We start from the raw sequence: 21,900 nt of genomic DNA on the forward strand, positions 1-21,900 counted from the left end.
TCTCCGTTTTCCGTCATTCCGGGGCGGTCCGCAGGACCGAGCCCGGAATCTCGAGATTCCGGGTTCGATGCTTCGCATCGCCCCGGAATGACGGTCAACTCAAAACATTGATCAGTGACGCGGCGACAGACCCGCGATGACGAAATCGATCATCTGGTCGATGGTCGGGCCCGGCTTGGTGGCGCACTGGGCGATCATCTGGGGATGGAAGAAGCGCATCATCGCCGTGGAGGCGCAGAGCGCGGCCAATTGCAGGTCCGGGGCCTCGAACTCGCCGGAGGCCGCGCCTTGCGCGATCATCTGGCCGATCACCCCGGCAATGCACTCCATATGGGCGACGCAGACGTCCCAGTCCTCCTGCATCGCGATCTCGACCATCTCATGCAGCTTGTTGTCGCCGACATAGCGCTCGGTGTTCATGCGATGGATGGTGGTGAGCAGCTCGCGGAAGCGCGGGAGCACCGGACCGGGCCTCGCCACGATCCGCTGCGCTTCGATCTCAACCTCGCCCATCAGCGAACGGGCCACCGCCTGGTGAATCGCCTTCTTCGATTCGAAGAAGCGATAGACATTGGCGGGGCTCATCCTGAGCTCCTTGGCGATGTCACCGACCGTGGTCTTCTGGTAGCCGATCTGGCGGAACAGCCGCTCGGCCACCTCGAGGATACGATCCCGGGTGTCGCCTTCGATATGTTCCGCAATCAGTGTCATCTGTCAGGACTCGTCAATCAGCACTTCTTCTCACTTATTCAGCCGCTTCAGCAAGCGGAATTGCGTGCGGGTCATCGCTCCCATGCTGCGGCGCGGCAGGCTGCTCGGGGGTGCCGGCCTCGTCCAGGCTCTTCCTGAACCACAGGGCGTAGAGGCCCGGCAGGTACAGGAGTGTGAGGAAGGTTGCCACGAACAGGCCACCCATGATGGTGATCGCCATCGGGCCCCAGAACGCCGAGCGCGACAGCGGGATCATGGCGAGGATGGCGGCCAGCGCCGTCAGCACCACCGGACGGGCCCGGCGGACGGTCGCCTCCACGATCGCCTCCCGGCGCGTCAAGCCATGAGAAACGTCGGTCTCGATCTGGTCGACCAGGATGACCGCGTTGCGCATGATCATGCCGGCGAGCGCGATCAGGCCGAGCAGCGCCACGAAGCCGAACGGGGCGTTGGCGACGTTGAGGCCGAGGGACGCGCCGACGATGCCGAGCGGCGCGGTCAGGAACACCAGGATCAGGCGCGAGAAGCTCTGAAGCTGGATCATCAAGAGCGTCAGCATCACCATGACCATCACCGGGAAGAGGATGAAGATCGAGGCGTTGCCCTTGGCGGATTCCTCGAACGCGCCGCCCGGCTCGATGCGGTAGGCCGGCTCGAGATGATCCTTGATCGCCTTCAGCTTCGGCGTGATCTGGTTGGTGACGTCGGGCGCCTGCACGCCGTCGACGACATCGGAGCGCACGGTGATCGCCATGTCGCGGTTGCGCCGCCACATGATCGGCTCCTCGTGGGAGTACTCGATCTTGGCAATCTGCTGCAGCGGCACGGCAACGCCATTGCGCGAGGTGATGGTGAGGTCGCCGACGCCGCCGAGGTCGAGGCGCTCGGACGGGACCGCACGGGCGACCACGCCGACCTTCTCGATGCCGTCGCGCACGGTCGTGACCTGCGAGCCCGAGATCAGCATTGCGAGCGCCTGCGACACGTCCTGCGGGGTCAGGCCCATGGCGCGGGCGCGGTCCTGGTCGACGACGAGCTTGAGGTAGGGCGACTGCTCGTTCCAGTCGAGCTGGACATCCTTGACGCTCTTGTTCTCGCGCATGACGTCGCGGACCTGGTAGGCGATCTCGCGCACCTTGTTGGCATCGGGACCGATCACGCGGAACTGCACGGGGAAGCCGACCGGCGGACCGAAGTTGAAGCGGTCGACGCGGACGCGCGCCTCGGACAGAAAACCTTCGGCAGCCGCATTTTCGATCTTGGCCTTGATACGCTCGCGCGCCTCGACGCCCTTGGCGACGATGACGATCTCGGCGAAGGCCTCGTTCGGCAGCTGCGGGTTGAGGCCGAGCCAGAATCGGGGCGAGCCCTGGCCGACATAGGCGGTATAGGTCTCGATGTCCTGGTCGTCCTTGAGCAGCGTCTCGGCCTTCTTCACCGCCTTCTCGGTGACGTTGAAGGCCGTGCCTTCCGGCAGGCGCAGCTGGAGGAACAGCTCGGGCCGCTCCGACAGCGGGAAGAACTGCTGCTGGACATGGCCGAAGCCGACGATCGAGGCGACGAAGACGCCGACGGTCGCGACCACCACCGTGATGCGGTGATTGACGCACCACTGCACGACGGCGCGCAGGCCGCGATACATGCGGGTCTCATAGACCGCGTGCGGATCGTGGTTGTGGTGCACCTTGATGTTGGGCAGCAGCTTGACGCCGATATAGGGCGTGAAGATCACCGCCACGAACCAGGAGGCGACCAGCGAGATCGCCACGATCCAGAAGATGCTGCCGGCATATTCGCCGACCGCGGAATTGGCAAAGCCGATGGGGAGGAAGCCAGCGGCCGTGACCAGCGTTCCCGTGAGCATCGGAAACGCAGTGGATTCCCAGGCAAAGGATGCCGCCCGCATACGGTCCCAGCCCTGCTCCATCTTCACCACCATCATCTCGACCGCGATGATGGCGTCGTCGACGAGCAGGCCGAGCGCGATGATCAGAGCGCCGAGCGTGATGCGGTGCAGGTCGAGCGACATCGTGTTCATGACGATGAAGACGATGCCGAGCACCAGCGGCACGGAGAGCGCGACCACGATGCCGGTACGCCAGCCGAGCGCCAGGAACGAGACGAACAGCACGATGACGAGCGCCTCCATGAAGGAGTGCACGAACTCGCCGACGGCGTGCTCGACCACCTTGGGCTGGTCTGCGATCAGCTTGACATCGATGCCCTGCGGCACCGCCTTCATGAACTCGGCCGTGGCCTTCTCGACCTCCTTGCCGAGATCGAGGATGTTGGCGCCCTTGGCGGTGACGACGCCGATGCCGATCGCGGCCTTGCCTTCCTGGCGCACGACGAAGCTCGGCGGATCGACATAGCCGTGCGTGACGGTGGCGATATCCCCCAGGCGGAAGACGCGACCGTTGCTCTCGACCGGGGTCTCGGCCACGGCCTTGGCGCCGTCGAGCGCGCCGGTGACGCGCAGCGGCACGCGCTGCGAGGAGGTCTCGACCGTGCCGGCCGGGGTCACGTTGTTCTGCTTGGCAAGCGAGTCGAACAGCGCCTGCGGCGTGATGCCGAGGGTGGCGAGCTTGGCGTGGCTGAACTCGACGAAGATGCGCTCGTCCTGATTGCCGTAGACGTCGACCTTGGTCACGCCCGGCACCTTCAGGAGGCGCTGACGGAAGCCTTCGGACACCTTCTTGAGCTGGGCATAGTCGGCGCCGTCGCCGGTCATCATGTAGAGGATCGAATCGACGTCGGAGAACTCGTCGTTGACGACGGGTCCGAGGATGCCGGCGGGCAGCTGGCCCTGCACGTCAACAAGCTTCTTGCGCAGCAGATAGAAGAGGTACGGCACGTCCTTCGGCGGCGTCGAGTCGCGGAAGGTGACCTGGAGCGCGGTGAAGGCCGGCTTGGAATAGGTCTGCACCTTCTCGAAATAGGGCAGCTCCTGGATCTTCTTCTCGATGGGATCGGCGACCTGGGTCTGCATCTCCTGCGCGGTCGCGCCCGGCCAGATCACGGAGACGTTGACCACCTTCACCGTGAAGAACGGATCCTCGGCGCGGCCGAGCTTCTGATAGGAGAAGAAGCCGGCGACGCCGAGCACGAGCATCAGGAACAGGACCAGCGTCGGATGGCTGACGGCCCAGGCCGAAAGGTTGAAGCGCTTCATCGCTCTCTCCGAAAAGACGATCCAGTTGCAAAAAAGACAGCCACTCAGTTCAACCCGTCGTCGCGAGGCAGCGAAGCAATCCAGGGGGCTGGGCAGGTTCTGGATCGCTTCGCCGCTTCAGCCCCAGCATTTGCGCTTGGGCCGAAACTCACCTCACACGACGAAACTCGACTTCTCTTGTCATTCCGGGATGGTCCGAAGGACCAGACCCGGAATCTCGAGATTCTCAGGTGCGCAATTGCGCACCATAGTTCGCCCTTCGGGCCGCCCCGGAACGACAGGAACTAGAAAGACAGGGACGAAACGACCCGCACCCTCTGGCCCGGATCGAGCTTCTGCACGCCGAGAGCGACGATCCTGGCGCCCTCTTCGACACCGCTGGTGATGATGACGTCGTTGCTCTCGTAGGACTTCACCACCACCGGCTTCAGCGTCACCGCGCCGTTGTCGTCGACGACGTAGAAGGAGGGCTTGCCGCCTTCGTTGAACAGCGCCGACAGCGGCAGCCGCGCGACGCGCTCGGTGGCGGCGTCCGACAGCGTCAGCGTCGCGGTCATGCCGAGCGAAACCTTGTCGTCGGCCTCGGGTAGCGAGAACTTTGCGAGATAGGTGCGCGTGGCGGTGTCCGCGGTGGGCGCGATCTCGCGCAGCTTGGCCGTATATTTCTTGCCCGGCTCCGACCAAAGAGTGACGCTGGCAGCGCCCGACTTGGCACGTCCGACCAGCGTCTCAGGGATCGCGACGACCGCTTCCTTCTCGGCAAAGCGGGCGACACGGATCGAAGCCTGGCCTGCGGCAACCACCTGGCCGGGCTCGATCAGCGTTGCGGTGACGACGCCACGGGCGTCGGCGTTGAGCGTCGCGTAGGAAAGGGAATTCTTGGTCAACTCGACCGAGCGCTCGGCCCGGTTCAACCGTGCGCGGGCCTCATCGGCGGCGGCGCGGCTCGAATCCATCTGCGCGTCCGTGGTCCAGCCCTTGGCCTTCAGATCCTTGGCGCGCTGCTCGGCGGCGGCGGCCTGGGCCAGCACGCCGGTCGCAGCGGTCTGCTCGGCCACGGACTGCTCGGCCTGGAGCTTCAGGTCGACCTCGTCGAGGGTGGCGAGCGGCTGGCCGATCTCGACGGTCTGGCCAACCTCCACGAGGCGCTTGGCGACCTTGCCGGCGACGCGGAAGCCGAGGTCACTCTCGATCCGGGGCCTGATGGTGCCGACGAAGCTGCGCTCCGGGGTCTCTGCATCATAATGCGCGGTCGCGACCAGGACCGGCCGCGGAGGTTCGGCCTTCTCGGCGACGGTGTCATTGCACCCGGCCAGCGCCGCGGCCATCAGGGCCAGCGACACACCCGCCAAGAGCTTGGAATAGCTGGATAAAACCGACCGGACGAACATCGGAGGACACTCCTGCGACTGCAATGAGAGGAATGTCGACTAATCACTGATAAAAGTCAATAATCGTCAGTCATCAGGAAAGCGTGATCGTTAAGGGGTGGTAATCCCTGTCACCCCAGCGAAAGCCACGGCCCATTACCCCTGAACTCGGTTGCTGGAAGAGGCCGTCTCCCCGCGTGCCCCAAGAGGAGCCGCGGAGTATGGGCCCTGGCTTTCGCCAGGGCGACGTTGGAGGAGACAGCTCGCAGCCCGGATGGGGCGCAGCGCAATCCGGGGCCTTTGGAGCATCGTGCGCGTGGTCCCGGATTTCGCTTTGCTCCATCCAGGCTACGCAGTCGTGAGTGGCGCTCTACCGCCCCTGCCCGGCGAACTCGTGCTTGCTGTCGTGGCCGCCGACAAACACCAAAATGCCGGCGAGCAGGGGCAGCACCGCGAGCACCAGCAGTCCGGTCGAGGTCTGGCCGGTGGCTTCCTTGACCCAGCCGATCAAATACGGCCCGCCGAAGCCGGCGAGGTTGCCGATCGAGTTGATCAGGGCGATGCCGCCGGCCGCGGCCGTGCCGGAGAGCCAGGCGGTCGGCAGCGTCCAGAACACGCCGAAGCAGCAGAACACGCCGATCGCGGCCACCGTCAGCACCACCATCGTCAGGGTGGGGTCGGTGAGATAGGAGGAGACGCCGAGCGCGACCGCGGTGAGCAGCAGCGGCGCGCCGACATGCATCACGCGCTCGCGCGTCGCATCGGAATGCCGCGCCCACAGGATCATCGCGACGGTGCCGAACAAATACGGGATCGCGGTGACGAAGCCGGTTTGGGCATTGGTGAGACCGAACGCTTTCACGATCTGCGGCAGCCAGAACTGCATGCCGTAGAGCGCGCCGACGAAGCCGAAATAGATCAGGCTGAGCGCGATCACCTTCGGCGAGGACAGCGCTTCGCCGAGCGACAGATGCTTCACCGCCTGCTTGGCGGCGATTTCGGAATCGAGCTTCGCCTTCAGCCAGGCCTTCTGCTCGGCCGAGAGCCAATCCGCCTTCTCCGGCCTGTCGGTGAGATAGAACCAGGTGACGATGCCGAGCAGCACCGACGGGATGCCTTCGATGATGAAGAGCCACTGCCAGCCCTTCAGCCCCATCACGCCGTCGAGCCCGAGCAAGAGGCCCGAGACCGGCGCACCGATCACGGTCGAGACCGGGACGGCGATGGCGAAGGCCGCGAGGAAGCGGGCACGATACTCGGCCGGATACCAATAGGTGAGATAGAGGATGATGCCGGGGAAGAACCCGGCTTCGGCGACGCCGAGCAGGAAGCGCAGGACGTAGAAGCTCGTCACGCCGCTGACCATCGCCATCAGCGCCGAGATGATGCCCCAAGTCACCATGATGCGGGCGATCCAGCGGCTGGCGCCGAACTTTTCCAGCGCCAGATTGCTCGGCACCTCGAAGATGAAATAGCCGATGAAGAAGATGCCGGCGCCCCAGGAGAAGATCAGCGGCGTGAATTTCAGCTCCGCGTTCATGGTCAGCGCGGCGAAGCCGAGATTGACGCGGTCGAGATAGGAGAAGAAGTAGGCCAGCACCAGGAACGGGATCAGGCGCCAGGAGATGGCGCGGATGGTCGAGGTCTCGATTTCCGTCTTGGCTGTGCCGGCGGAACCGGCATAGGTCGTGGTCTGGCTCATGGCTTCCCCCCGGGGTTGTTGCTTTTATGGGCTGATCCGGGGTTTTGAGCATCGCCGCGAAAGAGTCAATGGAGCAAGCAATGCATGGGGCGCAACCGGTCAAACCGGTTGCGCCGCTTCGGACATCCCTGGTCCGGGCCGGGCTGGCGCTGGTCGTGATCGCCTGCGGACTGTCCCTGCGCTGGCACGGCCTCCCGCTCGGCCTTCCCGCCTTCGTCGTGAAGTATGGCGGCTCGCTGTTGTGGGCCACGATGGTGGTCTTGCTGGTCGGGGTTTTGCTGCCGCGGCTGTCGCGGATGCAGCTTGCGGCCATCGCGGCGGCGATCGCGGTCGTCGTCGAGTTCTCCCGGCTGGTGCACACGCCGTGGCTCGATGCGTTCCGGCTCACCACGGCCGGCGCACTGCTGCTCGGGCGCATCTTCTCGCTGTGGAATCTGGTCGCCTACGCAGCTGGGATTGCGTTCGGCGTCTGGATCGATCGGCTCGCCGAGACGCGCAGCCTCGCTCAATCCGCCAGCTGAAACCGCTCGAAGCGATCGAGCTCTTCCTCGATCACACGCTTGAGCTCCTTGCGCCCCGCGGTCTTCCTCCCCTCCCCGACCCAGGTCCATTTCTGCATCAAGAGCTTCTTCGCCTGCCGGTCGGTCTTGAGATCGAGCGCGGCGACGATCTCGTCGCCGACCAGCACCGGAAGCGCGAAATAGCCGAGCTTGCGCTTGGCCTTCGGCACATAGGCCTCGAACAGATGGTTATAGCCGAAAATGAGACTGGTGCGCTTGCGCTGGATGATCAGGGGATCGAACGGCGAGAGGATGTGGACGAGATCGGGCGATGGCCCCTCACCGCCGGCCTCCAGCACCGCGGGCGCCGCCCAATGCTCCTGCTTGCCGGCGCCGTCGATCGCGACAGGGACGAGCTCGCCGCGACGGACGCGCGCGGCAATCAGGCGCGCGACCGCCTTCTTGCTCGGCGCGTCGAGATGGCAGACCGAATCGAGACTCACCACGCCCTGCGACCGCAGCGCACGATCGAGCAGATAGGCCGTGATGTCCTTTGCCGATGCCGGCTTCGGCAGCTTGTCCCAGCCGAAATGACGCGTCATCAGCTCGTAGGTCTTGAGCATGCCCTGGCGCTCGCTGATGGTCACGGCGCCGGTGTAGAAGGCAAGCTGCAACGCGCGCTTCGAGGGCTTGCGGCTCTGCCACAGATGCTCCTTCTCGGTGAGCACGTCGTCCTCGATGTCGCGGATCGTCAGCGGCGCGGCGCGCACCAGCCGCATCACCTTGCGCGTGTCGGCCGGCTTCACCGAGGCGAACCATTTGTGCCCTTCGCGCCGGTGCTCGCGCATCGCCGGCAGGAAGAAGCGGAAATCGTTCGAGGGGATGTAGGACAGCGCATGGGTCCAGTATTCGAACACGCTCCTGTCGACGCTCTGGGCCTGGCGCAGATCGGCGCGGCGGTAGGACGGAATGCGGCTGAACAGGATGTGGTGGTGGCAGCGCTCGATGACGTTGATGGTGTCGATCTGCACGTAGCCGAGATGAGCGGTCGCGTCCGCAACGGCCTGCGCACCCTCGCCGAAGGGGGTGCGCTCATCAAGCCGCTGGGCGTGCAGCCAGATCTGCCGGGCCTGTGTCGTGGTGAGTGGGATCGGCGCGCGTGACATTGCAGGAAGCAATTTAGCGGGATTCGCACCGGGAGAAAGCAGCGGACCAGGAGCAAAAAAAGAAAATGCCGCGCTGCCATCTGCTGACAGCGCGGCCGTTCGGCATGAACGAGGCCTACTTCGCCATCATGGCCTTCTGCGACTTCATGTAATGCATGCAGCCGCTCTTCATCTTGCCGTTGCTCATGTCGGTGTTGGCCATGGCCATTTCCTTGTTGGCCGCCATCTTGGCCGGCGTGTCGGCGGTGCCCATCATCATGGCCGTCGATTTCGTCATGTTCTCGCCGGTGCACGCCATCATGGCGGCGGAGGCGGGAGACAACGAAAGAGTGAACGCGACAAAAGCTGCGGTCGTGAGCAACATCTTCATGGAAAAGTCTCCTCCGTAAAACGAAACCGGCGTCATGCCGGCCTTCGCAATTACGTATTCTCTCGCGCGGACGTTTCGCGGAGAAGACAATTTTCTTGCTGCACTGCGAAGACGAAGGGCCTCAACGGCCGTCTTTCGGCGCTCTGGGCCGATCGCTGAGGCTACCGGTGGCGATATCGGGCTCGCACGAGGCCTTGCCGCGCCCCTCCGCCTGGCAGCGGTAGACGTTGCCGGTGAGACGGTCGACCAGCCACATGTTCTCGTCGTTCGGCCCGTCGAGGCCGACATAGCGGGAGGTCAGGCCCGTGATCAGGGTCGACAGCAGGATCGCCACCGCGATCATCGCCGCGCCGATATAGATGGGCATGGAGCTCAGGGACACAGTCCGATCCGGCGGGCTACTGCGAAAGGATTGATAATCACTCGGCCTCGGCACTGGATGGAACTCGGCTCCCCTTCGTCTGCGGTTGATGGCGAAGAACTCTGCTAGGCGTGCATCTGGCCGATTTCTTGTTCGCGAGCGGGCCCTGCGGAGACGGCTTTGCGGCCATCGGTGTGCAAGGGTTTCCAAAGCGGAAGCGGCCCGCGGGATCGAGCTGCCTTCACGCATCGCCGTTCGCCGAACTACCGCCGGAACAGGCCGCCCATCATGTGGCCGAACAAGCCGCCCGGCCCGCCCATGCCACCGCCACCGCCGTGAGCACGGCGGCCGCCACCACCGGACGCGCGGCGACGGGCGAGTTCGTCCTCGGACTCGTCGGAGGCGGTAACGCGGGCAGAGACGATCTCGGACTGCATCGCCTTGTGCTGAAGCTTGTTGAGATAGCCGGTCGTGGGATAGCCGCGCGCCGCCTGCCAGCGCTTGATCACGGTGCGGGTCTCCTCGTCGAACTTGCCGGTCGCCCTGACGTCGAAGCCGAGGCCGGTGAGGCGGCGCTGCACGTCGCGGCGCTGGTTCTTGTCGAGACCGATCTGGTCTTCGGAGACCTGGTCGGCCGTATCCGTGAAGGTCGCGGGATCGACGCCGGCAGTGAGGTTGCGCGTCGTCGTCGAGGGGCCGTCCTGGAGCGCGGCAATGCGGGCGAGCGCCAGCGGCTTGAAGGTGCCGTTCGGATAGTTGGTGAGGTAGGCGTTGAGCTCCTCGACCTTGTTGGTGTCCTTGATCGAGCGCCAGAACTCGAGCTCGACCTCGCCGGCCTGCGCGACGACGGATGCCGACGCTGCGGCATCGGGCGCTGCCATGGCCGCCGGATTGAGATAGACCGTGCCGGTGAGATTGGTGTGGCCCCAAGGCAGCTGCGCCTTGTTGGTCTCGTCGTTGACCTGGGCCCGGACCCTGGTCATCGCTTGCTGGATCTCGATGCCGGGCTGGGCGATATTGGCGAGAAGCGCGCGGGTGAACGGGCTGTTGGTGCCGGCTTCGCCGTCGAGCGCGGTCTGGCCGGGGCCGGTTGCGAACGCGATCAGCGTGCCCTCGCCCGACTTCATCTCGGCAAGGCCGCTCGCGACATTGACCGACCGCGTCGCCCTGGCCGAGCGGATCTTTGCGGCGAAGGGATTGTCGCGGCAGGCATCGAGGAACACCAGCTTCACCTTGGCATCCGCCATGGTCTGCTCCAGCGTCAGATCGACGTTGATGGCAGCGCCCAGCTTGACGTCCATCTCGGATTTGAGGTCGGCGTCGACAGGCAGCAGGTAATTGGTGCCGTTCACAGCGATGCCGTGGCCGGCATAAAAGAAAAGCGCCACATCGGCGCCTTCGCTCTTCTTGCCGAACTCGAGCAGCTTCGCCGTCATGGCGTCGCGGCTGAGGTTGCTGCCCTCGACCACGTCGAAGCCGACATTGCGCAGCACCCGTGCCATCGACCTGGCGTCGATCGCGGGGTTTGGAAGCTGTGGGACATTCTTGTAGGCGGCGTTGCCGACCACGAAGGCAACGCGCTTGTCGGCGAACGCCGCGTTACCGCTGAAGACGAAGGCTGCGAAGGACACTGCCGCGATCAAGAAACGCATGGTCTTTCTCCAGAGATCAAGAACCACCGACGCCCCCAGTGTGATCTCTTCCACGGAAGAGAAATGTGATTTAGATCACGTTTGGGTCGTGAAGGATCGAACCGGCCTCAAAGAAGACGCGACGATAATTGCTGGCCTGCCGAGCCTGACCTTCCCTCCGGAAGCAAAGCAGCCCGGTCGCGCACTCCGAAACGGCGCAAAATGCGCTGGGATGAGCCCGCAGGCTCCTGCAGCCACCGTGACCAGGATCACATCGGGGCCTTTGAACCTGCCCTATGCTCGCAGCATCAAATCGTCATCAGGCGTAACAGCGAGGATACACAATGACCCGTTTTGATAAGTTTTTTGCACTGAAGGCGATTACGCTCACGGCCGCGCTGTCAATGACGGCGGGCCTGGCACTGGCCGGCGACAACAACATCTCTTCCGACAAGATCCTGGATGCGTTGAAGCCGAAGCCGGTGACCCGCGGCCTCTCCGCCGGTCCGCAGGCCGATCCGGCGGTGCAGGCCAAGGAAGCGACGTTCCTGAACACCGTGCGCAACCGCTCGACCCGGTCGCTCTCGACCGGCGAACGCGAGCAGATCGCCGAGTTGGCTGCGACCAAGCCGAAGATCGATCTGGAGATCCAGTTCGACTACAACTCGGCCGACATCGCCAAGACGTCGGTGCCGTCGGTGCAGGCGCTCGGCAAGGCGCTCTCCGACCCGGCGCTGAAGGGCTCGACCTTCGTGGTCGCCGGACACACCGACGCGATCGGCGGCGAAGAGTACAACCAAGGGCTCTCCGAACGTCGGGCCGACACCATCAAGAAGTACCTGGTGCAGAACTACGGCCTCAACGGCACCGATCTCGTCACCGTCGGCTACGGCAAGACCAAGCTGAAGGATACCGCCAACGGCGCCGACCCGATCAATCGCCGCGTCCAGGTCGTCAACATGGACACCAAGACCGCGTCGAAATGATCCAGAGCGTGATCCGGACCCGGAGGGCCGCGCTAGCGCAAAGTGCGCAGCGGCTTTCCGAAAAGACCATGCTCAGACAATGAACTACAGCGCGATGACGATTCATTTCAATCTCATCGCGCTGTAGTGCCGACCCACCGCCCGCCGCCCGCGCGGCAGGCGGACCCCGGCTCAGACCGGCACCGCTGCGGCGAGTGCCTCCCGCACCAAGCGCGCAAGCTCCGCCTTGCGGTAAGGCTTTTCAAGGATCGGGGCGCCCTGCTGGACGTGACCGTTCGCCGCCAGTGTTTCGAGGGCGTAACCCGACGTCAGCAGCACGCGCATCTCGGGCCTTGCCTTGCGCGCGAGCCCTGCAAGCTCCCAGCCGTTCACGCCTCCGGGCATCACGACATCGGTGAACAGCAGGTCGATGTGCGGCGCTGCGGCGAGCGTCTGGAGCGCCTCCTTGCCGTCGACCGCGGAGATCACCCTGTAGCCCAGGCTCTCCAGGCTCATCACCGCATAGGAGCGGACGAACGGATCGTCCTCGACCACCAGCACGGTTTCGGAGCCGCTCTGCACCGCCTCCTTCTCGACCGCCAGCGGCGCGCTCTGCGTCTTCGCCAGCACGGCCGGAAGATAGATCCGCACGGTCGTCCCCAGGCCCGGCTCGCTGTAGATCGTGACATGGCCGTTGGATTGCTTGACGAAGCCGTAGACCATGCTGAGCCCGAGCCCACTGCCCTTGCCGACCTCCTTGGTGGTGAAGAAGGGCTCGAACGCCCGCTCCAGCACCCGCCTCGGCATGCCGGAACCGGTGTCGGTCACGGCAATCACGATATACTCGCCCGGCCCGACGTCGGGATGCGTGTTGTGATCGCCCACATCGAGCGATGCGTTCGCCGTCGAGATGGTCAGGCGCCCGCCTGATACCATCGCGTCCTGAGCGTTGAGCGCGAGGTTGAGGATCGCCGATTCGAGCTGCACCGGATCGGCGAAGGCCTGCCGCAGCGCAAGAGAATTCTACCGGGGCCTCTGCACGCGAGCGGGCACTAGATCCAGCTCTGGAACAGCATCAGCCGGTTGAAGCCCTGCATCGACGTTCCGATGAAGACTGCGGAGATCGGCAGCATGATCGCAAATCCGATCGCGGCGAGGCCGACATAGGCCCACAGCAGCCAGCGCGGCAGGCCGTTCCGGCGCAGCACATAGACCAGCGCAAGCGACACCGCGGTTGCGGCCGGCAGATAATAGTAGATGAAACCCAGCGTGCGCGGCAGCAGCGCCCAGGCGAGCCACGGGCCGAAATAGAACGCCGCGATCAGGAACGCGTCCCAGCGGCGCGCAACGATGACGTCGCGCAGCACGATCGCGAGCGCGGCCAGCGCCGGCCACAGCACCAGCGGGTTGCCGAGGAAGACGATCGCCGACACGCTGTCCTCCGCCGTCTTGTCGAACAGGAACCACACCGGGCGGGCGAGCAGCGGCCAGGATGGCCACGAACTCATGTAGGTGTGGCCGGCGATCGCAGTGGTGGTGTTGTCGGCAAAGATCCGGCGCTGCGCCTCGATCAGATCGGGCAGCGACAATCCATAGAGCGGAATGAAAGCGGCGAGATATGTCATCGCCGGCAGCACCGCGAAGCAGAGCGCGACATGCGGCGCCCTGAAGTCGGGCCAGAGGTCGGGCCGATACCAATCGTCCGGCCTTGCGTCGGCGAACAGCGTGCGCCAGCCCTGCATCAGGCGGATCACCGCGACGATGACGATGCAGATGCCGAGCGGAAACAGGCCGCTCCATTTGCAGGCCGCAGCACAGCCGAACAGGCTGCCCGCGAGCGCGAACAGCGCATGCGGCCGTTCCCTGCGAAAGCCATGCATGAAGGCGGCGGTCGCGAGCAGTCCGAAGCCGAGCGCGAAGATGTCGAGCATCGCGATGCGCGCCTGCACGTAGAGCATCTGGTTGAAGGCCGCGATCAGCGCCGCGGCGACCGCGGGCCCTTGCGCGGCAAACAGCGCGAGGCCGCACAGATAGATCGCGACGATCGCAAGCGCGCCGAACAAGGTCGCCGGATAGCGCCAGCCGAGCGCGTTATCGCCGAACGTCGCAATCGACGCGGCGATCAGCTCCTTGGCCAGCGGCGGATGCATCGGATTGAGCATCGGCTGCGACATCACCGGCGCAAGCATCTGCCGCGCCGCCGGGACGTAATGCACCTCGTCGAAGACGAACTTCTCCGGCGCGGTAAGACCGATCAGCAGCGCCAGATGCGCCATCAGGAAAATTGCGACAGCAATCACTGCGCTCCGCGACATCTTCGGAACCGCAGGCAATTCAAGCGGCTTTTGTGGGGATGTTTTGCGTGGCAAATCTGCTTCACCGCGGAGAAAACTATGGATGACGCTTTTCATTGAACGCATTCTGCCGCAACTGTCACTAAGCATAGCGCATGTCCCGCGCCGCTTGTGATAATTTCGCCACATCGCAAGCGCGCGCGATCCGGTACGATCAGGGACACATCGATCGGTTGCGAAATGAATTTGCGTTTCTGGCTTTTCCTCTCTCTGTTGTCGGCCGTAGTGTGCGCGGCGCCTTGCGCGCAGGCGCAGACGCGCGTCGGCGAAGCCGTCGTGATCCAGAACGAGGTGGTGCGCGTCGCCGCGACCACGACGCCGATCAGCGTCGGAGACAGCATGCTGCGCGACGAGACCGTGCGCACCGGCGCCGACAGCGCGGCGCGCTTCGTCATGGCCGACAGCACCAATCTGTCGCTCGGTCCCAGCGCCACGCTGAAGCTCGACCGCACCGTCTTCAACGACGAGCACAGCTATCGCGACGTCGCGATCCGCATGACGACAGGCGCATTCCGCTTCGTCACCGGACATTCCGAGAAGACCGCCTACAAGATCACGACGCCGCTCGCGACCATCGGCGTGCGCGGCACCACGCTCGACATCCTGTCCCAGCGCGGCCGCTCCGTCGTCGTGCTTCAGGACGGCGCGGCCAGCGTCTGCACGACGAGCTTCCAGTGCGTGCAGCTCACCCAGCCCGGCGATACCGCGGTCATCACCTCGACGGGCGGCAAGGTCAGCATCACCAAGACCAACACGCCGCCCTGGACCTTTGCCGCGACCTGCGCCGCGAATGCCGGGCTATGCTCGGTCAACCAATATGCCAACGCCTCGCCGACCATCACGCCCGCCGTCCATGACGACGGCATGCTGTGCGGACGGTGACGATGGCGAAACTCCATCTGAGGCTCTTCATTCTCGCCGGCGTGCTGACCGCAATGGCTGCGTTTGCGCTCGTCGCGTTCGATGCCCGTCCAGCGGCTGCGCAGGCGGCCTGCGAGTCCGAGTGCGGCGAACCGACGCCCACCCCGTCACCGACATATTCGCCCTCGCCGGCGCCGTCCCCGAGCCCGTATCCGTCACCGAGCCCGTATCCGTCGCCGAGTCCGTATCCCGCGCCGAGCCCGACGCCGACCGGCGCTGACTCCAGCGGCAACTCGATCGGCGGTCTCGCCAACCAGCGCTTCAACCAGATGATCACCAACCGGGTGCTCGGCACGGTGCTGCTCGGCGTCAACGAGCAGGTCAATTGCAGCGACTGCATCAGCGCGTTCGGCTCGGCCGGCTCGTTCTCGGCCGGCATCCACGGCCGCAAGGAGCTGACCAACAATCTGTCGCTGCTCGCCGGCATCGCCTACACGCAATACAGCGAGGGTGGCTACAACATCACCAGCGCACCGATCGGCGCCTTCGCGCTGCGCTATGATTTCACCGATTGGGGCTCGTCGCGCCCGTTCTTCGACATCGGCACGATCCTGACGCCGTGGGAGAAGGCGCGCTACACCCGCAGCTACAACACCAGCCTCGGCCCGGTGAGCGTCACGAGCTCCACCAACGCCTCCAACTACGCCGTCTACGGCCGCGCCGGCTGGATGAGCCGCATCTCGCCGCGCGACGAGGTCGCCGCCTCGATCGAGGTCTGGCAGCTCTGGCAGCGCGTGTCCGGTTATTCGGACAGCGCCGTGGCGTTCAATCCGTTCGACGCCACGATCGCGACCGGCACCGACCGCACCAGCCTGGTCAAGATCGGCGGCCAGTGGACGCATCTCTTCGGCAGCAACATCGAGGCCAACATCAACGGCGGCTGGGTGCAGTCGTTCGCCAGCCATAGCGGCATCGTCGCCACCGTGACCGGCGACGGCATGGTGGTGCCGACCATGGGCAACCAGGGCTGGTTCGAATATGGCGGCCGCCTCGGCTTCCGCGTGCAGAAGGGCTGGATCGTGGACTTGTTTGCGAACGGCACGCTGGGTCCGCAGCCGGTGGGGAACACCATCCACGGCGGCGTGGGGCTAAGGATTAATTATTAGCGGCGGCTTGGTACGCGCAGCCCGGTCTCGTAGGGTGGGCAAAGCGCAAGCGTGCCCACCACTCCTCTCTCAACTGGGGACAGATGGTGGGCACGGCGCAATAGCGCCTTTGCCCACCCTACGGCACCTGTGCCGCCGTCACGCCGCCGACTTGCCCTCGAACGCCTGACGCAACACGGCGACGTCGAGCTTCACCATCTTCATCATAGCCTGCATCGCGCGCGCGGCCGCGGCCTTGTCGGGGCTCGTAAGGAATTCGAACATCACCTTCGGCACGACCTGCCAGGCCACGCCCCAGCGATCCCTGAGCCAGCCGCACTGCTCTTCCTTGCCGCCATGGGCGATGAAGGCGTTCCAGACGCTGTCGACCTGGGCCTGGTCGTCGCAATGGATCATCAGCGAGATCGCGTGGGTGTACTCCATCTTCATGCCGCCGTTGAGCGCGACCAGGGGCTGCCCGGCCACCGTGAACTCGACGACGAGCACGGAGCCTGTCTTGCCGGATGGGCCGTCCGAAACGTTGCGCTGGACGTGCGTGATCTCCGAATTCGGAACGAGCGAGACGTAGAACTTCGCGGCTTCCTCGGCATCGCCGTTGAACCACATGCAGGGCACGAGCTTGGACATGGAGAACGCTCCTCTTCAGGTTTTCAATGCTCTCGGATTTTCGATCAGGCGTTCGCCATCTCGGACTGCGCGGCGAATGCCGCGAGGTCCATCCAATTCACACCCCACATATGGCCATCCGGATCCTCGAAGCTGCGGCCGTACATGAAGCTGTACTCATCCTTCGGGCTGGGATCGGCCACCCCGCCCGCGACCTCGGCCTTGCCGACGATGGCGTCGACTTCGTCGCGGCTGTCGGCCGACAGGCAGAGCAGCACCTGGTTCGAGGTCTTCGCATCCGCGATCGGCTTGGGTGTGAACTGGCGGAATTTGTCGTGGGTCAGGAGCATCGCGAAAATGGTCTCGGAGAAGACCATGCAGCTCGCCGTATCGTCGCAGAACTGCGGGTTCCTGACCGCGCCGACCGCCTCATAAAAGGCCGTGGCGCGCTTGAGGTCGGTCACCGGCAGGTTGACGAAGATCATCTTGGGCATCGGAAGCTCCTTGGGCGGGGTTCTGCCCAAGGACGGACGGGCAGACGGCCATCCGACACGGCTTCCGGATATTTTTTTCAGGCCCGCCTGCCGTAGTTCTGTCGCACAGAACCGGCAGGCCCGGGCCGGCCTTACTTCTTCTCGTTCGGGTCCCGGTGCACCGGATCGATCCACAGCACGGTCTCCGGCTTCTCGACCGGCTCGATGTCGAGATTGATCGCCACCGCCTCGCCGTCGCTGCGCACCAGCACGCATTCCAGCACCTCGTCGGGGCTGGCGTTGATCTCCTGGTGCGGCACGTAGGGCGGAACGAAGATGAAATCGCCGGGGCCGGCCTCCGCGGTGAATTGCAGGCTCTCGCCCCAGCGCATCCGCGCCTTGCCCTTCACCACATAGATGACGCTTTCGAGATGGCCGTGGTGATGTGCACCGGTCTTGGCGTCGGGCTTGATGCTGACCGTGCCCGCCCACAATTTCTGCGCACCGACGCGTGCGAAGTTGATGGCGGCCGCGCGGTCCATGCCGGCCGTCGACGGCACGTTGGTATCGAGCTGGTTGCCGGGAATGACGCGCACGCCGTCATGTTTCCAGCGATCGTCATGATCGTGTGCATGGTGGGAATGCGTGTGGTCATGGCCCGTCATGATCTTGCTTTCTGTTGGTTCCGTGCGCGGCAAACTAACCAAAGCCGCGGCATCAAGCCATACCAAAAAAGGAACGCTCGTAGTCGTCCCGTGTTGTCCCCGCGATAGAACTGGAAGGAGAGTTTCATGGGTAGCACGACCGACAAGATCAAAGGCAACGCCAACGAGGCGATCGGCAAGGCCAAGCAGGGCATCGGCGAAGCCACCGGTTCCGACCGTCTGAAGGGCGAAGGCGCAGTCCAGGAGGTGAAGGGCAAGGGTCAGCAGGCCATGGGCGATGCCAAGGACGCCGCGAAGGAAGCGATCGATCGCGCCGCGGCTGCGGCGAGGCGCGCGACAGAGTGACGCGCGTCAGACTGAAAGCGAAAAGACCGGCCGCAGGGCCGGTCTTTTTTGTTTGAGTGGTCATTCCGGGATGGTCCGAAGGACCAGACCCGGAATCTCGAGATTCCGGGTTCGATGCTTACGCATCGCCCCGGAATGACGGCTGCGCCGTCACTTCACCGCGAGCAATTCCACGTCGAACATCAGCGTCGCGTTCGGCGGGATCACGCCGCCGGCGCCGCGCGCGCCATAGCCGAGCTGCGGCGGGATGATCAGCGTGCGCTTGCCGCCGACCTTCATCGAGGCGACGCCCTCGTCCCAGCCGGCGATCACGCGGCCCTTGCCGATCGGAAACTCGAACGGCTCCTTGCGATCGACCGAGGAGTCGAATTTCTTGCCCTTCTGGCCGTTTTCATAAAGCCAGCCGGTATAGTGCATCACGCATATCTGGCCGGGCTGCGGCGAGGCGCCGGTGCCGACGGCGGTGTCGATGATTTGCAAGCCTGAAGCTGTGGTCATGGTCTTTCCTGCGGTCTGGGCCGAGGCCGTGGTGGAAACGAAATCGGACACGCCTGCGATCACGGTGATCGCGAGTGCCGACATGATGGCGAGGAGCACGCGCTGGAAACGCTGCATAAGACACCTTCCGTTTGAGGCGGGAGGTGTCTAGCGCAACGAGGGTGCAGTTTCCAGCCGTAACGTTGCAGCTCTGGCCCTCGATCAATACCCGAGCGCGCAGCCGTCCTTGCGCGGATCGGAACCGCCGGTGAGCGTGCCCTTGTCCCAGTCGATCCAGATCGCCTGGGCGCCGCCAAGCGGGCCGACCACGCTGGTGGTCTTGTGGCCGAGCTTCTTCAGGCCCTCGACGATGTCGGCCGGCACGCTGTCCTCGAGCTGGTACTGGCCCTCGTAGTGCAGGCCGCGCGGCATGTCGATCGCCTCCTGCACGTCGCAGCCATAGTCGAGGATGTTGGTCAAGAGATGGGTCTGGCCGGTCGGCTGGTACTGGCCGCCCATCACCGCAAACGGCATCGTGGAACGGCCGCCCTTGGTGAGCAGGCCCGGCATGATCGTGTGGAGCGGGCGCTTGCCGCCCTCGATGCAGTTCGGATGGCCCGGCTGGATGCGGAAGCCACCGGCGCGGTTCTGGAGCAGCACGCCGGTCTTGTTCGAGACGATCGCCGAGCCGAAGGAATGCGCGACCGAATTGATGAACGAGCAGACGTTGCGTTCCTTGTCCACGACCGTGATGTAGATGGTCGAGGGGTTCATCGGCGGCGCGACGTTCGGCAGGTCGAGCATGCCGTCCATGCGGATCTTGCTGATGTACTCGTCGGCAAAGCCCTTTTCGAGCATCTCTGCGACGTTGATCTTCATGTGGTCGGGCGAGGCGACATGCATCTCGCGGTTCATGTAGGCGATGCGCGCGGCTTCAGCCTCGAGATGGAAGCGCTCGACGCTGACGGGCGCATACTTGGTCAGGTCGAAGCGCGACAGGATGTTGAGCATCAGAAGCGCGGTAACGCCCGGGCCGTTCGGCGGGCACTGCCAGACGTCGTAGCCCTTGTACATGGTGCCGATCGGCGTCGTCACTTCGGTGGTATGCGCGGCGAAATCGTCGAGCGTGTGCAGGCCGCCGATGCCGCGCAGGGTCTCGACCATGTCTTCCGCGATCGCGCCCTTGTAGAAGGCGTCGCGGCCGTCCTTGGCGATCGCGCGCAGCGTCTTGCCGAGCTCGGCCTGGCGGATGATATCGCCGGCCACCGGCGGCTTGCCGCCCGGCAACAGGTAACGCACGGTGTTGGTGCCGCCCTTCAGCTTCTCGAACTGGTTCTTCCAATCGAACGCGATGCGGGGGGCGACGACGTAGCCTTCCTCGGCCGCCTTGATCGCGGGCTGGAGCAGGCGGTCGAAGCCGAACTTGCCGTGATCGCGCAGCACGGTCGCGAAGGCGTCGATCACGCCGGGGATCGAGACCGCGTGCGCCGAGGTCAGCGGCACGGACGTGATCTTGCGCTCGAGATACCAGTCGGCATTCGCCGCCTTCGGTGCCCGGCCGGAGCCGTTATAGGCGATGATCTTGCCTTCACCGCGCGGCTGGATCAGCGCGAAGCAGTCGCCGCCGATGCCGGTCGATTGCGGCTCGATCACGCCGAGCACGGCCGAGCCGGCCACAGCCGCGTCCACTGCCGTGCCGCCCTCGCGTAGCACCTCGATCGCGGCCAGCGAGGCCTGCGGATGCGAGGTCGCCACCATCGCGTTGGTGGCGTGAACCGTGGACCTGCCGGGGAAATGGAAGTTTCTCATGCGAATTCTTGCTCTCTTGGGCCGTGCACGCGCACGGCGCGCCCTCTCGGAAAAACCGGGCTTACATGACACATTCCCGCCCGCCGGGGCAATGCTGGCATGCCAGGGAAATGGCTGCCATCCGCTGGGCGTATAGACCTTTTGCAAGCTCCGGCCATGCGGGTTTTCTGGGCGCCGGCCGCCTGCTAAACGAGCCCCATGTCTGACAAGAATTCGGTCACCAAGGTCGCCGCCTTCTACCAGTTCGCCGACCTGCCCGATTACCGCGAGCTGCGCGAGCCGCTGCGCGCGTTCTGCGCTGGCCTGGCGCTGAAGGGGAGCGTGCTGCTGGCGCAGGAGGGCATCAACGGCACGATCGCCGGCGCACCTGACGCCATCGACACCTTCGCTCATGAACTCGCCCATGGCGTCATGTTCGGCGGCCGGCTGGACAATCTCGAGCTGAAATTCTCGACCGCCGAGGCGATGCCGTTCGGCCGGCTCAAGGTGCGGCTGAAGAAGGAGATCGTCACGCTCGGGGACGCGGCTGCCGATCCGACCCGGCAGGTCGGCACCTATGTCGATGCCGCCGCCTGGAACGCGCTGATCGCGGCGCCGGACACGCTGGTGCTGGACACCCGCAACGCCTTCGAGGTGGCGATGGGCACGTTCGAGGGCGCGGTCGATCCCGGTATCAAGAGCTTTGGCCAGTTCAAGGACTTTGCCGCGGAACGGCTCGATCCGGCAAAACACCGCAGGATCGCGATGTTCTGCACCGGAGGCATCCGCTGCGAGAAGGCGAGCGCGCACCTGCTCGCGCGCGGCTTTGCCGAGGTCTATCACCTCAAGGGCGGCATCCTGAAATATCTGGAAGAAGTGCCGGAAGCGCAGAGCCGCTGGCGCGGCGAATGCTTCGTGTTCGACGAGCGCGTCGCGCTCGGCCACGGACTGCGGGAACGGGACAAGGACGCAACACGTGACCAATGAGATCAAGACGCTGAGCGAGCGCATCGACACGCTGGAGACACGCCTCGCCTATCAGGACGACACGATCGAGACGCTGAACCAGACCATCACCGCGCAGTGGAAGCAGATCGACGCGCTGACGCGGCAGATCGCGCAGCTCAGTGAGCGGCTGCAGGAGGCCGAGACGAATGCGCCGGGCCCCGCCAACGAGCGCCCGCCGCATTATTGAGCGATATTGCTGCCGGACGGCC

General features: G+C 64.8%; 22 protein-coding genes. 7 read left to right on the forward strand and 15 right to left on the reverse strand.

Annotated features, from left to right (window positions below):
- Positions 1-111: 111 nt before the first annotated feature.
- The 4 genes from EI171_RS36110 to EI171_RS36125 all read right to left on the reverse strand — a co-directional run bounded on the left by EI171_RS36110 (position 112) and on the right by EI171_RS36125 (position 6,955).
- Positions 112-711, reverse strand: coding sequence for a TetR/AcrR family transcriptional regulator (locus tag EI171_RS36110; RefSeq protein ID WP_028175068.1), 600 nt, complete (start codon positions 709-711; stop codon positions 112-114).
- A 34-nt stretch (positions 712-745) separates the two neighbouring features.
- On the reverse strand, positions 746-3,883 hold the full coding sequence (locus EI171_RS36115) for an efflux RND transporter permease subunit (protein ID WP_011085210.1): 3,138 nt from the start codon (positions 3,881-3,883) through the stop codon (positions 746-748).
- A 284-nt stretch (positions 3,884-4,167) separates the two neighbouring features.
- A complete protein-coding gene (locus EI171_RS36120; protein ID WP_161536127.1) occupies positions 4,168-5,274 on the reverse strand; it encodes an efflux RND transporter periplasmic adaptor subunit in 1,107 nt (368 codons plus the stop codon).
- 349 nt (positions 5,275-5,623) lie between these two features.
- Positions 5,624-6,955 (reverse strand): MFS transporter, encoded by a 1,332-nt coding sequence (locus EI171_RS36125; protein WP_011085208.1) that lies wholly within the window; start codon positions 6,953-6,955, stop codon positions 5,624-5,626.
- A gap of 80 nt (positions 6,956-7,035) precedes the next feature.
- Between EI171_RS36125 and EI171_RS36130 the strand changes: the two genes are divergently transcribed.
- On the forward strand, positions 7,036-7,476 hold the full coding sequence (locus EI171_RS36130; protein ID WP_161536128.1) for a DUF2809 domain-containing protein: 441 nt from the start codon (positions 7,036-7,038) through the stop codon (positions 7,474-7,476).
- Here EI171_RS36130 and EI171_RS36135 read toward each other — a convergent pair.
- The 4 genes from EI171_RS36135 to EI171_RS36150 all read right to left on the reverse strand — a co-directional run bounded on the left by EI171_RS36135 (position 7,461) and on the right by EI171_RS36150 (position 11,004).
- Complete coding sequence (locus EI171_RS36135) at positions 7,461-8,621, reverse strand: winged helix-turn-helix domain-containing protein (protein ID WP_161536129.1); 1,161 nt, start codon at positions 8,619-8,621, stop codon at positions 7,461-7,463. The genes EI171_RS36130 and EI171_RS36135 overlap by 16 nt on opposite strands.
- Positions 8,622-8,736: 115 nt before the next feature.
- Positions 8,737-8,991 (reverse strand): hypothetical protein, encoded by a 255-nt coding sequence (locus EI171_RS36140; protein ID WP_028175071.1) that lies wholly within the window; start codon positions 8,989-8,991, stop codon positions 8,737-8,739.
- 121 nt (positions 8,992-9,112) lie between these two features.
- Positions 9,113-9,358 carry a hypothetical protein gene (locus EI171_RS36145; RefSeq protein ID WP_028175072.1) on the reverse strand — a complete coding sequence of 82 codons (246 nt, stop codon included), beginning with the start codon at positions 9,356-9,358 and terminating at the stop codon, positions 9,113-9,115.
- A gap of 257 nt (positions 9,359-9,615) precedes the next feature.
- Positions 9,616-11,004, reverse strand: coding sequence for a caspase family protein (locus EI171_RS36150; RefSeq protein WP_038967381.1), 1,389 nt, complete (start codon positions 11,002-11,004; stop codon positions 9,616-9,618).
- Between the two features lie 323 nt (positions 11,005-11,327).
- Between EI171_RS36150 and EI171_RS36155 the strand changes: the two genes are divergently transcribed.
- Entirely contained in the window at positions 11,328-11,969 is a 642-nt protein-coding gene (locus EI171_RS36155) for an OmpA family protein (protein ID WP_011085204.1), read from the forward strand.
- Positions 11,970-12,140: 171 nt separating this feature from the next.
- On the opposite strand, the gene EI171_RS36160 is transcribed toward EI171_RS36155, so the two are convergent.
- Together EI171_RS36160 and EI171_RS36165 are read right to left on the reverse strand one after the other, a co-directional pair.
- Positions 12,141-12,935: an ATP-binding protein gene (locus EI171_RS36160; RefSeq protein WP_246740335.1), complete on the reverse strand. Its 795-nt coding sequence runs from the start codon at positions 12,933-12,935 to the stop codon at positions 12,141-12,143.
- A gap of 65 nt (positions 12,936-13,000) precedes the next feature.
- A complete protein-coding gene (locus EI171_RS36165) occupies positions 13,001-14,431 on the reverse strand; it encodes a phospholipid carrier-dependent glycosyltransferase (protein WP_161536130.1) in 1,431 nt (476 codons plus the stop codon).
- A 51-nt stretch (positions 14,432-14,482) separates the two neighbouring features.
- Between EI171_RS36165 and EI171_RS36170 the strand changes: the two genes are divergently transcribed.
- Positions 14,483-15,184 (forward strand): FecR domain-containing protein, encoded by a 702-nt coding sequence (locus tag EI171_RS36170; protein WP_038967380.1) that lies wholly within the window; start codon positions 14,483-14,485, stop codon positions 15,182-15,184.
- A 2-nt stretch (positions 15,185-15,186) separates the two neighbouring features.
- Positions 15,187-16,329: a hypothetical protein gene (locus EI171_RS36175; protein ID WP_161536131.1), complete on the forward strand. Its 1,143-nt coding sequence runs from the start codon at positions 15,187-15,189 to the stop codon at positions 16,327-16,329.
- Between the two features lie 138 nt (positions 16,330-16,467).
- Here EI171_RS36175 and EI171_RS36180 read toward each other — a convergent pair whose 3' ends face one another.
- The 3 genes from EI171_RS36180 to EI171_RS36190 all read right to left on the reverse strand — a co-directional run bounded on the left by EI171_RS36180 (position 16,468) and on the right by EI171_RS36190 (position 18,073).
- Positions 16,468-16,956 (reverse strand): VOC family protein, encoded by a 489-nt coding sequence (locus tag EI171_RS36180; RefSeq protein ID WP_011085196.1) that lies wholly within the window; start codon positions 16,954-16,956, stop codon positions 16,468-16,470.
- Between the two features lie 44 nt (positions 16,957-17,000).
- Positions 17,001-17,429, reverse strand: a complete 429-nt coding sequence (locus EI171_RS36185) for a VOC family protein (RefSeq protein ID WP_028175078.1) — start codon at positions 17,427-17,429, stop codon at positions 17,001-17,003.
- A 131-nt stretch (positions 17,430-17,560) separates the two neighbouring features.
- Positions 17,561-18,073: a cupin domain-containing protein gene (locus EI171_RS36190; RefSeq protein ID WP_011085194.1), complete on the reverse strand. Its 513-nt coding sequence runs from the start codon at positions 18,071-18,073 to the stop codon at positions 17,561-17,563.
- 126 nt (positions 18,074-18,199) lie between these two features.
- Here EI171_RS36190 and EI171_RS36195 point away from each other — a divergent pair, with 126 nt between their 5' ends.
- The gene (locus EI171_RS36195) at positions 18,200-18,418 is read left to right on the forward strand and encodes a CsbD family protein (protein ID WP_161536132.1); all 219 of its coding nucleotides are present in this window, start codon (positions 18,200-18,202) and stop codon (positions 18,416-18,418) included.
- Between the two features lie 150 nt (positions 18,419-18,568).
- On the opposite strand, the gene EI171_RS36200 is transcribed toward EI171_RS36195, so the two are convergent.
- Both EI171_RS36200 and ggt read right to left on the reverse strand, forming a co-directional pair.
- A complete protein-coding gene (locus EI171_RS36200; protein WP_011085192.1) occupies positions 18,569-19,033 on the reverse strand; it encodes an FKBP-type peptidyl-prolyl cis-trans isomerase in 465 nt (154 codons plus the stop codon).
- Positions 19,034-19,117: 84 nt separating this feature from the next.
- On the reverse strand, positions 19,118-20,704 hold the full coding sequence (ggt, locus tag EI171_RS36205) for a gamma-glutamyltransferase (protein WP_161536133.1): 1,587 nt from the start codon (positions 20,702-20,704) through the stop codon (positions 19,118-19,120).
- 198 nt (positions 20,705-20,902) lie between these two features.
- Here ggt and EI171_RS36210 point away from each other — a divergent pair, with 198 nt between their 5' ends.
- Together EI171_RS36210 and EI171_RS36215 are read left to right on the forward strand one after the other, a co-directional pair.
- Positions 20,903-21,670: a rhodanese-related sulfurtransferase gene (locus EI171_RS36210; protein ID WP_161536134.1), complete on the forward strand. Its 768-nt coding sequence runs from the start codon at positions 20,903-20,905 to the stop codon at positions 21,668-21,670.
- On the forward strand, positions 21,660-21,878 hold the full coding sequence (locus EI171_RS36215; RefSeq protein ID WP_011085189.1) for a SlyX family protein: 219 nt from the start codon (positions 21,660-21,662) through the stop codon (positions 21,876-21,878). Before EI171_RS36210 ends, EI171_RS36215 begins: the two co-directional genes overlap by 11 nt.
- The last annotated feature ends 22 nt before the right edge of the window (positions 21,879-21,900 follow it).

Origin of the sequence: Bradyrhizobium sp. LCT2 (assembly GCF_009931255.1) — a bacterium.
Lineage (GTDB): Bacteria > Pseudomonadota > Alphaproteobacteria > Rhizobiales > Xanthobacteraceae > Bradyrhizobium > Bradyrhizobium diazoefficiens.